17 protein-coding genes and 1 tRNA gene are annotated in these 14,172 nt (G+C 63.9%); 6 read left to right on the top strand and 12 right to left on the bottom strand.

Annotated elements, in window-relative coordinates; all coding sequences use genetic code 11:
* Positions 1–75 precede the first annotated feature (75 nt).
* From dapF to BUA05_RS06615, 4 genes are read left to right on the top strand one after another with little or no spacing between them, the layout of a single operon-like run.
* Positions 76–903, top strand: coding sequence for a diaminopimelate epimerase (dapF, locus tag BUA05_RS06600; protein ID WP_218587358.1), 828 nt, complete (start codon positions 76–78; stop codon positions 901–903).
* Entirely contained in the window at positions 900–2,087 is a 1,188-nt protein-coding gene (locus BUA05_RS06605; RefSeq protein WP_072673867.1) for a MiaB/RimO family radical SAM methylthiotransferase, read from the top strand. The genes dapF and BUA05_RS06605 overlap by 4 nt, the downstream gene beginning before the upstream one ends.
* The gene (gene ftsY / locus BUA05_RS06610; protein ID WP_072673868.1) at positions 2,084–3,007 is read left to right on the top strand and encodes a signal recognition particle-docking protein FtsY; all 924 of its coding nucleotides are present in this window, start codon (positions 2,084–2,086) and stop codon (positions 3,005–3,007) included. Before BUA05_RS06605 ends, ftsY begins: the two co-directional genes overlap by 4 nt.
* Positions 3,007–3,657, top strand: a complete 651-nt coding sequence (locus BUA05_RS06615; protein WP_072673869.1) for an inner membrane-spanning protein YciB — start codon at positions 3,007–3,009, stop codon at positions 3,655–3,657. Before ftsY ends, BUA05_RS06615 begins: the two co-directional genes overlap by 1 nt.
* On the opposite strand, the gene BUA05_RS06620 is transcribed toward BUA05_RS06615, so the two are convergent.
* The 10 genes from BUA05_RS06620 to BUA05_RS06660 form a co-directional block, all read right to left on the bottom strand.
* Positions 3,654–5,576: a potassium transporter Kup gene (locus tag BUA05_RS06620; RefSeq protein WP_072673870.1), complete on the bottom strand. Its 1,923-nt coding sequence runs from the start codon at positions 5,574–5,576 to the stop codon at positions 3,654–3,656. The two genes, BUA05_RS06615 and BUA05_RS06620, sit on opposite strands and share 4 nt — an antisense overlap.
* A 138-nt stretch (positions 5,577–5,714) precedes the next feature.
* Positions 5,715–6,362, bottom strand: coding sequence for a tetratricopeptide repeat protein (locus BUA05_RS06625; RefSeq protein WP_072673871.1), 648 nt, complete (start codon positions 6,360–6,362; stop codon positions 5,715–5,717).
* Complete coding sequence (locus BUA05_RS06630) at positions 6,359–6,799, bottom strand: cytochrome c-type biogenesis protein (protein WP_072673872.1); 441 nt, start codon at positions 6,797–6,799, stop codon at positions 6,359–6,361. The genes BUA05_RS06625 and BUA05_RS06630 overlap by 4 nt, the downstream gene beginning before the upstream one ends.
* Positions 6,796–7,326 (bottom strand): DsbE family thiol:disulfide interchange protein, encoded by a 531-nt coding sequence (locus BUA05_RS06635; protein ID WP_072673873.1) that lies wholly within the window; start codon positions 7,324–7,326, stop codon positions 6,796–6,798. The genes BUA05_RS06630 and BUA05_RS06635 overlap by 4 nt, the downstream gene beginning before the upstream one ends.
* Before the next feature lie 6 nt (positions 7,327–7,332).
* Positions 7,333–9,324 (bottom strand): heme lyase CcmF/NrfE family subunit, encoded by a 1,992-nt coding sequence (locus tag BUA05_RS06640; protein ID WP_072673874.1) that lies wholly within the window; start codon positions 9,322–9,324, stop codon positions 7,333–7,335.
* A gap of 28 nt (positions 9,325–9,352) precedes the next feature.
* The gene (gene ccmE / locus BUA05_RS06645; RefSeq protein WP_072673875.1) at positions 9,353–9,814 is read right to left on the bottom strand and encodes a cytochrome c maturation protein CcmE; all 462 of its coding nucleotides are present in this window, start codon (positions 9,812–9,814) and stop codon (positions 9,353–9,355) included.
* A 17-nt stretch (positions 9,815–9,831) separates the two neighbouring features.
* The gene (gene ccmD, locus BUA05_RS14730) at positions 9,832–9,972 is read right to left on the bottom strand and encodes a heme exporter protein CcmD (RefSeq protein WP_169711471.1); all 141 of its coding nucleotides are present in this window, start codon (positions 9,970–9,972) and stop codon (positions 9,832–9,834) included.
* Positions 9,972–10,730 carry a heme ABC transporter permease CcmC gene (gene ccmC / locus BUA05_RS06650; RefSeq protein ID WP_072673876.1) on the bottom strand — a complete coding sequence of 253 codons (759 nt, stop codon included), beginning with the start codon at positions 10,728–10,730 and terminating at the stop codon, positions 9,972–9,974. Before ccmC ends, ccmD begins: the two co-directional genes overlap by 1 nt.
* Before the next feature lie 104 nt (positions 10,731–10,834).
* Positions 10,835–11,902 carry a Glu/Leu/Phe/Val family dehydrogenase gene (locus BUA05_RS06655; RefSeq protein ID WP_072673877.1) on the bottom strand — a complete coding sequence of 356 codons (1,068 nt, stop codon included), beginning with the start codon at positions 11,900–11,902 and terminating at the stop codon, positions 10,835–10,837.
* Between the two features lie 48 nt (positions 11,903–11,950).
* A tRNA-His gene (locus BUA05_RS06660) sits at positions 11,951–12,027 on the bottom strand.
* A gap of 230 nt (positions 12,028–12,257) precedes the next feature.
* Between BUA05_RS06660 and BUA05_RS06665 the strand changes: the two genes are divergently transcribed.
* Together BUA05_RS06665 and BUA05_RS06670 are read left to right on the top strand one after the other, a co-directional pair.
* The gene (locus tag BUA05_RS06665; protein ID WP_072673919.1) at positions 12,258–12,893 is read left to right on the top strand and encodes a prolyl hydroxylase family protein; all 636 of its coding nucleotides are present in this window, start codon (positions 12,258–12,260) and stop codon (positions 12,891–12,893) included.
* Positions 12,893–13,210, top strand: a complete 318-nt coding sequence (locus tag BUA05_RS06670; RefSeq protein WP_072673920.1) for a TraR/DksA family transcriptional regulator — start codon at positions 12,893–12,895, stop codon at positions 13,208–13,210. Before BUA05_RS06665 ends, BUA05_RS06670 begins: the two co-directional genes overlap by 1 nt.
* 121 nt (positions 13,211–13,331) lie before the next feature.
* Here the strand turns inward: BUA05_RS06670 and rpmE are convergent, their stop codons facing one another.
* Together rpmE and fabZ are read right to left on the bottom strand one after the other, a co-directional pair.
* Entirely contained in the window at positions 13,332–13,556 is a 225-nt protein-coding gene (gene rpmE / locus BUA05_RS06675; protein ID WP_072673878.1) for a 50S ribosomal protein L31, read from the bottom strand.
* A 114-nt stretch (positions 13,557–13,670) separates the two neighbouring features.
* Positions 13,671–14,147: a 3-hydroxyacyl-ACP dehydratase FabZ gene (fabZ, locus tag BUA05_RS06680; protein WP_072673879.1), complete on the bottom strand. Its 477-nt coding sequence runs from the start codon at positions 14,145–14,147 to the stop codon at positions 13,671–13,673.
* Between the last annotated feature and the right edge of the window lie 25 nt (positions 14,148–14,172).

Below are 14,172 nucleotides of genomic sequence, written 5' to 3' on the forward strand. Positions count from 1 at the left end.
GTTTGCAGCACTGGACGCGCGCGGCGCGCGTGCATAGATGCGACAACAGTGACGCAGCGGATTCCCTTCATCAAGATGCACGGGCTCGGCAATGATTTCGTCGTGCTCGACGCCCGTGAGCATCCACTGCCGCCGATGACGGCGGCGGCGGCGCGCGCGCTGGCTGATCGCCGCACCGGCATCGGATGCGATCAGCTGGTGCTGCTTGAACCAAGCGACGCGCCGCAGGCAGGTCACGCCTTCCGGATGCGGATCTTCAACGCGGATGGCAGCGAAGTGGAAGCATGCGGCAATGCCGCGCGCGCCGTGGCCCTATTGCATGGCGAGGCCGTCACCATCGAGACCCGCGGCGGACTGATTGCGCTGGAACCGCTGGACGGCGGCGCACGGGTCGACATGGGCGCTCCGCGGTTCGATTGGGAGGCCATTCCCCTCGCCTATGCGATGGATACTGCCGCGATGCCGGTGGGATGGCCGATGGACCAAGGCGAACTTGCGCAGCCGATGGCGGTCAATGTCGGCAATCCACACGTGATATTCTTCGTCGATGATGCCGATGCGGCGGCGCTTGAGACGCTTGGGCCGGTGATCGAGCATGACCCGCTGTTTCCCGAGCGGGTCAATGTGAACATCGCCAGCCTTGCCGGGCCGGATCACCTGAAATTGCGCGTATGGGAACGCGGCGCCGGCCTTACCCGCGCCTGCGGCACCGGGGCCTGTGCCACGGCGGTCGCAGGCATCAGGCAGGGTCTGGTTCACAGCCCGGTGCGGGTGAGCCTGCCCGGCGGTGACCTGGTGATCGCATGGACCGAAGGCGGCTCGATCCTGATGAACGGCCCGGCTGCAGAGAGTTTTCGCGGCAGCTTCGACTGGGACGATTTTGCTCTGGGGGCGGAGGCGTGAACGCAAGCCGCATCATCAGTCTGGGTTGCCGCATGAACATCGCCGAATCCGAACGGATGCGGGCGATGCTGGCGGGCGAGCAGAACCTCGTGGTGGTCAATTCCTGCGCAGTGACGGGTGAGGCGCTGCGCCAGACACGCCAGACAATCCGTCGCGCGCGCCGCGATCATCCCGATGCGCGGCTGGTGGTGACCGGTTGCGCGGCCGAAATCGACCGGGCCGAAATCGGCGCGATGGACGAGGTTGACGGGCTAGTGGCCAACGCTGCCAAGCTTGATCCAAGGGCGTGGAATGCTCCCCTCAACGCGCCGCCCAAAACGCACGCAGAGGCCCTGGCACGCACCCGCGCCTTTGTCGCGGTGCAGAACGGCTGCGATCATGCCTGCACCTTCTGTGTGATCCCGCAGGGTCGCGGGGTTAGCCGTTCGCTCAGCGTTGCGGAGGTGCTGCGCGAGGTTGAGGCGCATCTGGCTGCGGGGGCAAGGGAAGTCGTGCTGACCGGAGTCGATCTGACCAGCTGGGGTCAGGATCTGGACGGGATTCCGCGACTGGGCGACCTGACAGGCGCGATCCTCGCTGCCTTTCCTGCCCTGCCCCGCCTGCGCCTGTCCTCGGTCGACGGGGTCGAGATCGATCCGCTGCTGCTCGACCTCATCGCCCACGAACAGCGCGTAATGCCGCATCTGCACCTGTCCTTGCAGCACGGCGCGGACCTGATCCTCAAGCGTATGAAACGCCGCCACCTGCACGGCGATGCGGTGCAACTGGTCGCCCGCCTCAGGGCGCTGCGCCCGGATATCGCCATCGGCGCCGATCTCATCGCGGGCTTCCCGACCGAAAGCAAAGCGCACCATGCGGACAATCTGGCGATCATCGACGAACTGGATATCGTCCATGCCCATATCTTCCCCTTCTCGCCCCGCCCCGGCACGCCTGCAGCGCGCATGCCGCAGGTGCCGCGCGCGGTAGTAAAGGCCCGCGCCGCCGAATTGCGCGCCCGCGCCGCTGCCCGCCGCGCCGCTTGGCTGACAAGGCTTGTGGGCGAAACCCTGCCCGTTCTCGCCGAACGCGATGGCACCGGCTATGCCCCCAATTACGCCCGCGTCGCCCTGCCCCCTGCCACCCCGGCGGGCGCGGTTATCGACATCACCATCAGCGGGATCGAAGAAGGGCTGTTGCGATGAGCGAAACCAGCTGGAGCCAGCGCCTGTTCGGTGGCTTTGCCAAGACGTCTGAAAAGCTGGCGTCCAGCCTGCCGGTGGTGGGCGGCGGGGCCAAGCTCGACAATGCCACCCTGGACGAGGTCGAGGATGCGCTGATCATGTCCGACCTTGGCCCCGCAGCGGCAGGGCGCATCCGCGCGCGGCTGGCGGACAAGCGGTTCGGGCTCGAAATCACCACCCGCGAACTGCGCGAAGCCGTGGCAGAGGAAATCGCCGCAATCCTGCGCCCGGTGGCCAAACCGCTCGAAATCACCGCCTTCCCGCGCCCGCAGGTGATCCTTGTGATCGGGGTCAATGGCTCGGGCAAGACCACCACCATCGCCAAGCTCGCCCACCTGTTCATGGAGGATGACTATGGCGTGCTGCTGGCGGCGGGCGATACCTTTCGTGCCGCCGCCATCGGCCAGCTCGCCACCTGGGCTGAACGCGCAGGGGTCGATCTCGTGCGTGGCCCGGAAGGCGGCGATCCGGCGGCGATCGTGTTCGATGCAGTCAAACAGGCGACCGACACCGGGATCGACGCGCTGATCGTGGACACTGCCGGACGCTTGCAAAACAAGAAGGAATTGATGGAGGAGCTGGCCAAGATCCGCCGGGTCCTCGGACGGCTCAACCCGGAGGCCCCGCATGATGTGGTGCTGGTGCTTGATGCCACCAACGGCCAGAATGCGCTGGCGCAGATCGACGTGTTCAAGGAGGTGGCGGGCGTCACCGGCCTGATCATGACCAAGCTCGATGGCACAGCGCGCGGCGGGGTGCTGGTGGCGGCGGCAGAGCAATATGGCCTGCCGATCCACGCCATCGGGGTGGGCGAGAAAATGGAAGACCTGCGCCCGTTCGACCCCGATCTGGTCGCCCGCGTGATTGCCGGGGTGGCATGATGAGCGAGAACGAAACCAAGAAAGCCGCTTCAAGCTGGCTCAACGTCGCGGTCGATTACGGCCCGCTGCTGGTTTTTCTTGGCGTCTACCGGATGAACGCGCCCGAAGACCCCAGCCCCGCCGGTGAACTGGGCGCAATCATCTATGGCACCATCGCCTTCATGATCGCGGCAGTGGCGGCGCTCGTCATCTCGAAATGGAGGCTTGGCAAGGTGTCACCGATGCTGTGGTTTTCGACCGCGCTGATCGTCGGATTCGGCAGCCTGACGATCTTTTTCGGGGATCCCACTTTCGTGCAGATCAAGCCGACGATCATCTACACCACCTTCGGAGTGGTGCTGCTGGGCGGGTTCCTTGTGGGGCGCGCGCTGCTGAAAATCCTGCTCGAAGCCGCGTTCGAGGGGCTGTCGGATCAGGGCTGGCTGAAATTGTCGCGCAACTGGGGCGTGTTCTTCCTCGCACTGGCCGGCCTCAACGAAGCCCTGCGCGCGCAGCTGGATTTCGAAGGCTGGCTGTGGGCCAAGTTCTGGGTGTTTCTGCCGCTGACCTTCCTGTTCACCTTCAGCCAGATCCCGATGCTGCTGAAGAACGGACTGAGCTTCGAGGACCGCGACGAACCGCTCAAGAACGAGCCTCCAACGGGAAGTTAAATCTCCACCTGACTCCCCAACTCCACCACGCGGTTGGTGGGGAGTTTGAAGAAATCCATCGCGCTCGCCGAATTGCGCAGCAGCCACGCGAAGATCTTCTCGCGCCACAGCGGCATGGCCGGTTTCTCGGACGGCAGCAGGGTCTGGCGCGACAGGAAGAAACTGGTGTGCATCATGTCGAACTCGCCGCCGCAGCGCTGCATCGACTTGAGGCCGAGCGGCACGTCGGTTTCCTCCATGAAGCCGTAATGTAGCACCGCGCGGTAGAACCCGTCGCCCAGATCATGCATCTCGCAGCGCTGCGCGGGATCGACATAGGATTCGTCGGTGATGCTGATGGTGAGGATCACCACGCGTTCGTGCAGCACCTTGTTGTGCTTGATATTGTGCAGCAGCGCCGAAGGCACGCCTGCTGTGCTTGATGCCATGAAGATCGCGGTGCCGGGCACGCGCACGGCGGAATTCTTGGCCGACTTGGCGAAGATTTCCAGCGGCAGCGCGCTTTCGCTCATCCGCTCACGCATCAGCTTGCGCCCACGCGCCCAGGTGGTGAGCAGGGTGAAGGCGACGAGGCCCACCACCAGCGGGAACCACCCGCCATCTGCGACCTTGGTTAGGTTGGCGGCGAAATAGGCACCATCGACCACCAGGAACAAAACCACTACCGGCGCAGCATACCACCAGCGCCATTTCCACACGCCCACCAGCAACACCGCCATCAGCAGCGTGTCGATCGTCACCGCGCCCGTGACCGCGATGCCATAGGCATTGGCGAGGTTGGACGAGGTCTGGAAGGTCAGCACCAGCACGATCACCGCCACCATCAGCGCCCAGTTGACCACCGGGATATAGATCTGCCCGCCCTCGGTTTCCGAAGTGTGGCGGATGTTGAGGCGCGGGATGAAGCCCATCTGGATCGCCTGATGGGTGATCGAGAACGCGCCCGAGATCACCGCCTGGCTGGCAATGAAGGTTGCGACGGTCGCCAGCAGCACCAGCGGCAGGCGCCATTCTTCAGAAGCAAGGAAGAAGAACGGATTAAGGATCGCCTGCGTCGCCTGTTCGGGCGGCAGACCGATGATCATTGCTCCTTGCCCGAAATAGTTGAGCAACAGGCACGGCATGACAAAGCCGAACCACGACAGCCGCATCGGTCCGCGTCCGAAATGGCCCATGTCGGAATAGAGCGCCTCTGATCCGGTAACCGCCAGCACCACGCTGCCCAGCGCAAGGAAGGCGAGCCAGCCATCCAGGATAAAGAAATTGACCGCGTGCCAGGGATTGAGCGCCCACAGGACCCCCGGCGTCTGAATGATCTCCCAGGTCCCCAGCAGCGCGATCACGCTGAAATAGACGATCATCACCGGCGCAAACAGCGCCCCGACCTTGGCCGTACCGCGTTTCTGGATAACAAACAGGAACACCAGCAGCACCAGCGCAATGGGAATGACGAAACGCTCGAAAGTCTGGTCGACCACCGCCAGCCCTTCGACCGCGGACAGCACCGAAATCGCCGGGGTGATCATGCTGTCACCATAAAACAGACTGGTGGCAAACACCCCCAGCAGCACCGCGATCCAGCCATATTTCGATTTTGACAGGCTGCGCGAAATCAGCGCGACCAGTGCCAGCGAGCCGCCCTGCCCCTTGTTGTCAGCGCGCATCAGGATGGTGACATACTGGATCGAGACGACCAGCGTCATCGACCAGAAGATCAGACTGACAACCCCGAGCACATGCGCTGAATCAAGCGCCAGCGGGTGTGCCCCGGCAAAGGTTTCGCGGAACGCGTAAAGCGGGCTGGTGCCAATATCGCCGAACACGATCCCGATGGCACCCACCGCCAAAGCAGTCTTTGATGCGCTATGGTTGCTGCCGCCTGCTGGCGGCTGATGGGCAGGCGCTGCTGTTTCGTTCATCTCAAGCGGATTTCCCGTGCTCGCGGTACTGCCCCCGATGCTGTCCGGCGCACCGGTGCGACTCCGGCGGGTAAGGCCGCGCGCCTAGCACTACGCTTTCGCACCTGCAACATGGCCCATCATCGCGCCATGCTGCCGTCATTGGCCCTGCCGCATCGGAGCACGAGCGATAATGTCGTCGAGCCGCGCCACTTCCGCCTCCAGCCCCTCGCGCCAAGGCGCATCGGCTGGCGAACGCGCGATGAGCCCCGCCCACACGGCGCGAGCGGCGCGGATCTCGCCGCTTTGCCGATAGGCAAAGCCGAGGAAGTAATCCGCTCCCGGGTGATCGGGATCGATCATTCGCGCGCGGCTAAAGGCCTGCACCGCCGCCGGGGTGACGAAACCATCGGCATGACCCACCAGCGCGAGCCCGAGCGCAAGCCAGCCTTCAAGATGGCCGGGGTTGTCGGCAAGCCCTTGCCGAAGCAGCCCGGCCGCATCGCCGAACCGCCCGCGCCGGGCAAAGGCATCGGAGGTCAGCAGGTAATCAGGCGGCGGCTGGGTGCGGTCGAACAGCGCGGCGCGGCCCTCCACCATCGCCTCGCCCTGATTGGAGGTGCGCGACTCCTGCGACTTGGGCGCGGCGGGCTGACCGGGCGAACCCTGCCACGCATAGCCCGCAAGACCGAACACCAGCACCGCACCGAACATTGTCAGCCCTTGCCGCGGCAGACGCAGCAGGAACGCCGCCAGCGCAAAGGCCGCCAGCGCCAGCGCACCAATGGCAAGCCAGCCGCCGATCATTCGCTTGTCCCCTCATCCGCGCGCCGCTTGCCCAGCCGCCGCAGCAAGACGGCGCCGACCATCAGCAGCACCAGCACGGGAATCGCGAAAAGCGGCCAGGTGCTCGCACTGACGGTGGGCGAATAGCTGACATAATCGCCATAGCGCGCCACCAGCCACGCGCGGATCTCCTGGGGGCTTTCGCCCGCCAGAATGCGGCTGCGCACCTGATGACGCATGTCGCCCGCCATCGGCGCGTCGGAATCCGCGATGCTCTGCGACTGGCACTTGAGACAGCGCAGCGTGAGCATCAGCGCGCTGGCCTCGGCCTCAAGCTGCGGATCATCAAGCTGGTTATAGGCATAGGGCGCGGGCGGCATGGTATCCTGTGCTGCCAGCGGCCCAAGACACACCGGCGCCAGCATCGCCAGCAGCATGACAAGAAGAACGCGCATCATCGGGCCTTCTCCAGCTCGGCCAGCAGGACCGGCACGTCATCCTCGCGGATATCGCCGATATGCTGGTAACGGATCACGCCGCCTGCATCGATCACGAAGGTTTCGGGCACGCCGGAAGATCCGATCGCGAGCTGTACCTCGGAAATCCGGTCGCTGCCGATCCGGGTATAGGGATTGCCATAGCGGGACAGGAAATTCGCGACATCCTCAGGCCGGTCGCGGATGGCGATGCCGATGATCTCGACCCCTTGATCCTTCAGGGCTTCAAGCTGCGGGGCTTCGGCGATGCAGGGCAGGCACCAGCTCGCCCAGATGTTGAGCAAGCGCGGGCTTCCGCCAACAAGATCGCGTGTCGCCGCGCCCGGTAGGCCCGCGAAAGCGGGATCGAGCGCGAATTCCGGCAAAGGTTCGCCGATCATCGTGCTTTCGACGAACTGGTCCTTTTCCTGGGTCAGCATATAGCCCGCCAACCCCGCAAAAAAGGCGAACAGGGCGAGCGGCACCCACAACCAGAGGCGGTTCTGCATGGCTACCTACTCCGCCGGAAACGGCTCGGCGTCATGCGCCCCAAGCTCGGCCAGGTCGGCACGGCGCGCTTCGCCAAGTTCCTCGGCCTTGCGGCGCTTCAGATCCACTCGCACGCGCCCGGCAATCGCCAGCACACCGCCCAATGCGATCAACAGGCCGCCATACCAGATGAAGGTGACAAACGGCTTCCACCACACCCGGATCTGCCAGCGCCCGTCTTCGGCCTGATTGCCGATCACCGCATAAAGCTGGCCGTCCCAGCGGGTCAGCAGCGCGCTTTCGCTGGTGGCTTGTGCAGGCGACCAGAAATTGCGCGCCTGCGGGGACAGGATCACCGGCTCAGCCCCATCGCGGCTGACAGCAATTCGCGCTTCGATCGCGGTCCAGTTCGGCCCTGCAACCGGGGTAACGCTTTCCAGCGTGACATCGAAATCACCCACCTGCTCGGTGCCTCCGGGCGCGACCGCGGCGAGGCGTTCCTGCGTGAAGGCGCCTTCGCAGGCCATCCCGAACAGCGACACTGCCACGCCAAAATGCGCCAGCACCATGCCCCATGTCGCCACCGGAACCCGGGTCAGCTTGCGTCCGCGCAAGGGCAGCAAGGCTGCGACGCCCAGCGCCAGCGCAAGGCCAAGGCCCAGCACCGGCAGAAAGGGATAATCGCCAAGGATCGTCACCAGCGAAATCACCGCGATCAGAACCGCGGCGACCAGCGCGACTTCGAACTGGATGCGCGCAGGCTTGTCTTCCTTCCAGCGCAGCAGCGGCCCGACCGCCATTACAAGGAACATCGGCACGGCAAAGATCGCGCTGGCCGGGTTGAAATAGGGAGGGCCGACGCTGACGCGCACATTGAACGCCTCGGTCAGCAAGGGGTAGAGCGTGCCCAGCAATACGATCGCCAGAATCGCCGACAGCATCACGTTGTTGAACACCAGCGCGCCTTCACGGCTGGTGACGGCAAAGCGCTTGCCCTCCGCCACGGCGCCCGCGCGCAGGGCGAAGATGGTGAACGCCCCGCCGATATAGAGCCCCAGCAGCGCAAGGATGAAGCTGCCGCGTTCCGGATCGACCGCAAAGGCATGGACGCTGGTAAGCACGCCCGACCGCACAAGGAAGGTGCCCAGCATCGACATCGAGAACGCCAGCACGCCCAGCATGATCGTCCACGTCCGCAAAGCATCGCGTGCGGCCAGCACGCTGACCGAATGCATCAGTGCAGTCGCGGCGAGCCACGGCATGAACGAGGCATTCTCGACCGGATCCCAGAACCACCAGCCGCCCCAACCAAGCTCGTAATAGGCCCAGTAGGAACCGGCAGTGATGCCGAAGGTCAGCAGCACCCACGCGCCCAGCACCCACGGGCGCAACACCCGCGCGAAGGAAGGGTTGACCTGATTGGTCAGCAGCGCGCCCATTGCGAGGCTGAAGGCAACCGACAGGCCGACATAGCCAGCATAAAGCGTCGGCGGGTGGATCGCGAGGCCGATATCCTGCAGCAACGGATTGAGCCCGACGCCTTCGATCGCTGGCACCGGCAGACGCTCAAACGGGTTGGAGGAGAGCAGCAGGAAGGCGTAGAAACCCAGCCCCACAAACCCCTGCACAGCCAGCGTTGCGCCCATGGTGCGTTCGGGCAGACGGCGTTCGAATGCGGCAAGCAGCCCACCCGACAGCGCCAGCACGCCCACCCACAGCAACATCGAGCCTTCGTGATTGCCCCATGTGCCGGTGAGCTTGTAGATCATCGGCTTCATCGAATGCGAATTGGTGGCGACCAGCTTGATCGAAAGATCGGTGATCGCAAAGGCCCACAAGAGCATCAGGAAGGCCAGCACCGCCAGCAAAGCCTGCACCACCGCCGCAGGCCGCGCATAGATTGCCATCGGGTTGGGCGCGCCATCCGCGCTGCGCAAGGCAAACGCGCCCGATACCATCTGCAACACCGCCAGCGCAGCGGCGAACCACAGGGCGGCAAGCCCGATTTCGGCGATCATTGTCTGGCCCCTGTCCGGTCTTGCATCACTACTTCAAATCCACCATCGTGCCGGCAGCAACCTTGGCGGCCTGATTGGTGCCCATGCCTTCAAGTTCGCGCGGGACATAATTCTCGTCATGCTTGGCAAGCAGGTTGGTGGCAAGGAATATGCCGTTCGCGCCAAGACTGCCTTCGGCGACCACCCCCGATCCTTCGACGAACAGATCAGGCAGGATGCCGCTGTACCGCACGGGAATTGCATCCGCGGTATTGCCGGTGACCAGAAAATTGACCGTCACCCCATCCGGCTCGGTCGTTATCGAGCCCGGACGCACCATCCCGCCCAGCCGCACCGCTTGCCCCACGTCCGGGGGCGTGGCCGCCATCTGTTCGGGCAGGTAGAAATAGTTGGCCTGATTGCGCAAGGCCCACGCCGCCAGCAGCCCCGCGCCGACGATCGCCAGCACGGCGATGAGGACAAGGACAAGGCGTTGATGCTTGGCTTTCATGATTGATCCCTTTCGCTTCAACGCCGCCGCGTCGCATCGCGCCGCGATTCGGCCCGGCGCATCGCCCGCCATGCCCAGATGGTGAGTGCCGCCAGCGTGACCAGACCCACCCCATAGGCGAGCATCACAAAATCCCACTGGGCGAGCTTCTCGCGCATCAGGCGCGCTCGGTCATGGGGTTGGCGGCAAGCGGTGCGTCATCATCCAGCGCCCGGCGTCGCAGCCGCGCCTCGACCTGACTTTCGGCGATCAGCGTGCGCATCCGCATCAGCACGATTGCACCAAACAGCAGCGAGAAGCCGAGCACCGCAACCAGTAGCGGCCACAGATAGGCGGCGTCGATCGCGCTCTTGCCCATAGTGATGCTGGGCGGCTGGTGGAGCGAATTCCACCACACCACCGAACGGTTGATAATCGGCACGTTGACCGCGCCCACCAGCCCGAAAATCGCTGCGATCTTGCTTGATCCGCCCTCGTGGCTGGCGGCCTGCGTGAGCGCGATATAGCCGGCATAAAGGAACAGCAGAACGAGCATCGAAGTCAGCCTGCCGTCCCATTCCCACCATGTCCCCCATGTCGGGCGACCCCAGATTGATCCGGTGGCAAGACAGATGGCGCAGAAGACCATCCCCGGGACCGCAATAGCACGCGCCGACAGCGCCGCCAGCGGATGCTTCCAGATCAGCAGCATGGCGCTGGAAATCGCGATTCCGGCCCAGCCGCCCATGCCCAGCCATGCGGCGGGAACGTGGATAAACAGGATCCGCACCGTCTCGCCCATCAGCCGGTCGGGCGGCACGATGAACAGACCCCAGATAACTGCGCCGAGCGACAGCAGCAGCCCGCTCCAGAACAGGAGCGGCATCAGCCACTTCGCCAGAGCGAGGAAACGGGTGGGGTTGGCGAAAATATGCATAAACGTTCAGGTCTGGCGGGGCTTGTAGCCTTACACCCACTCGGGACAAGACTGCAATTCATGCAAGGGCCGAATAGTTCCCCATGCCCGTTGCACAGCGACCGTCAGCCGCGCCCGATAAGATCTTGCGCCATGCGGTCGGCAACGACATCGGACGATATGCCGGTCGCATCGCTTTCCTGCCAGATCACCTCCAGCCGCCCAGGTATCTGGGCAAGCCGTTTGCGCACTTCGTTGATATCGGCGGCAACGCCTTGGCGGCGGGCAAGGTACTCGGTCGCAACCGAGATGATCCCGCCAGCATTGATTACATAATCAGGGGCATAGAGGATGCCGCGACCTGCCAGCAACGCGCCGTGCTCGGGCCGGGCCAGTTGGTTGTTCGCCCCGCCCGCGACAATCGCGCAATCGAGCCGGGCAATGCCTTCCTCATCGAGGATTGCACCAAGCGCATTGGGGCTGAACACATCGCAAGTGACGGACATTATCGCCTCGGACGCAACCACATTGGCACCCAGTTCGCTGGCAAGCCCGGCGGCGCGTTCGGCATGGATATCGGCGAAAGTCAGCTTCGCACCGTCCTGCGCCAGAAGCCGCGCAACACCGCCACCGACGCTGCCAGTGCCCTGCACTGCGACATGCACGCCTGCAAGGCTGTCCTTGCCCAGTTTGTAATGCACCGCGGCCTTTATGCCGTGATAGATGCCAATCGCGGTGAACGGGCCGGGATCGCCGCCCGCACTGCCTTCGCCCTGCGCGGGAAGGCCCGAGACATGCGCGGTGCGCTGCGACACCGCGACCATGTCGGCCTCGGTAATGCCGACATCCTCGGCGGTGACATAACGACCGCCAAACGCATCTACCGCATCGCCGAAGGCGGCGAGCATTTCAGGGGTCTTGGTGTGCGCTTTGTCAGCCAGGATCACCGCCTTGCCCCCGCCCATCGGCAGGCCGGCCATGGCGTTCTTGTAACTCATCCCGCGCGACAGGCGCAGCGCATCGCGCATCGCGCCCGCGGGATCGGCATAGTGCCAGAACCGGGTGCCGCCCGCAGCCGGACCGAGATGGGTGGAATGGATCGCGATGATTGCCGTCAGCCCGCTCACCCGGTCATGCACCAGTTGCACACATTCGTGCGCGTCGAAATCGGGCTCGGCCCAGAAAGCTGCCATCAGCGAATCCCCGTTTCCGGCGCGGGGAACATGGCCAGGGAAGGATGATGGGGCGACCGAGGGGGCTCGAACCCCCGACCTCCGGTACCACAAACCGGCGCTCTAACCAACTGAGCTACGATCGCCACACGCCCCTGCCCGAAAACAACCCGTCCGGTCGCTGCCAAGCCCGCGCAAGGCGCGCGGTTTACGCATGGCACGCGCCCGGTCAAGTGCGCTGTGGGCGGGGAAGCGCCTCTTGCACAAAGCCCTGTGTATGGGAAGCGAAAACTGCTTTGTGACGCATCTCGCGCAAGATTGTTACGCCGAGGTCGAAGTGATTGCGCAGACGGGCCGGCGTTCTATCCTGCATCACATGATCGAGAGCGGCGAATCCATCGTCTCGCGGCTGAGCGCCCTCAGCGGCATGCAACGCCTTCCCACCCCGAAGGCAGAATTGTTTCAGCTGCGCGGCCTCGTGCCGGATGACCTGTGCGACGCGCTGATCGCACTGATCGAGCAAGGCCGCCGCCCTTCGACCATCGCGGACGACAATGGCGATGCCTATTTCCGCACCAGCGAGACCTGCGATCTGGACGCCAATTTACCCGCAGTCGCACGGTTCGAAACGCTGCTGACACAGCTTTGCGGGTTGAACCCGGCCTATGGCGAGCCCTTGCAGGGACAGCGCTATGCCATCGGGCAGGAGTTCAAACCGCATACCGACTATTTCACCCCCGGCGGACGCGATTTCACCAAGTTCTGCGCGCTTTCCGGCAACCGCACCTGGACCTTCATGATCTATCTCAATGACGTGGCCGCTGGAGGTGCTACCCGGTTCAAGGCGCTCGACAAGACTTTTCATCCTGAGCGTGGGAAATTGTTGTGCTGGAACAACCGCTTGGCAAATGGGGCGGTCAACCCGGCGACGCTCCACCACGGGATGAAGGTGCGCAAGGGCGTCAAATATGTGATAACCAAGTGGTATCGGGAAAAGCCATGGAGGGGCTGATGAACGACTATTCCGCCATAGAGCAACAATTGAAGGCGCGGCTTTCCGATATCATGGAGCGCTCTCGCGAGATCGAGGATGATCTGCGCCATCCGCTCGATGATGATCTGGAAGAACAGGCGATCGACCTTGCCGATGACGAGGCGCTTGAAGGGGTGGATAATGTGCTTCTGGCCGAAGCGCGGCAGATCCGGCTCGCCCTGTCACGAATCGACACCGGAACCTATGGCTTTTGCGCCAATTGCGGCGAGGAGATTGCGCCCGCGCGGCTCAAGGCCCGTCCGATCGCAACGCGTTGCATCAAGTGCGCCGCGTGATTTTCGGGATTGGCTGACGCGCGCCAGCACGACGAACAAACTCGCCGTAAACGAAAAAGGCGACCCCGTCGGGCCGCCTTCCTCTCGCAGCCCGAGGGCCGCAAACTTTGAAGCGCGATGTTTACTTCTTGAGGGAAAGCCCGCCGAAGCGCTTGTTGAACTGGGCCACGCGGCCGCCTTCCTGCACCTGCTGACGGCCACCGGTCCAGGCCGGATGGCTCAGGGGATCGATTTCCAGCGACATGGTGTCGCCTTCCTTGCCCCAGGTCGAGCGGGTCTGATATTCGGTGCCATCAGTCATCTTGACCGTGATCAGGTGATAATCGGGGTGCCCTTCGGCCTTCATGACATTTTCCTTTGCAGCATGGCGCCGGTACCGACCGGCGCTGCTATGAAATGGAGAAGGCGCGCGCCTAATCGGGTTTGCGGTCAAATGCAACCTTAGATGTAGCGCGCCCGATCAGGCAGGCGGATCGGTCATCATCGCAGTGAACTCGACCTCGCAGGTGGTCTTGCCCTCGACGCTGGCCACACCTTTGAACTTGTAGACGCGGCTGCGTTTCTGGGTGAATTCCACGTGCAGGTCGAGCAGGCAGCCAGGCGTCACCGGGGCACGGAACTTGGCGCTCTCGATCCCCATGAAGATCACCAGCTTGCCCGTCCCGGCCAGCTCCATCGTCTCGATCCCGAGAATACCGGCGGCCTGCGCCAGCGCCTCGATCTGGAGCACACCGGGCATGATCGGAGCACCGGGGAAATGCCCCTGAAAGAACTGCTCGTTCATGCTCACGGCCTTGATCGCGTGGATGCGCTCACCCAGCGTAATCGAACGCACCCGGTCGACCAGCAGCAGGGGATAGCGATGCGGCAAGGCCTGAAGGATCCTGCCGATATCATAATCGACCACGTCCGGGGCCGTGATGCTTGCTTCGCTCATCCGCCTGCTCCTTGTCCGATATGCG

The organism is Erythrobacter sanguineus, assembly GCF_900143235.1.
In the GTDB taxonomy this organism is placed as follows: domain Bacteria; phylum Pseudomonadota; class Alphaproteobacteria; order Sphingomonadales; family Sphingomonadaceae; genus Erythrobacter; species Erythrobacter sanguineus.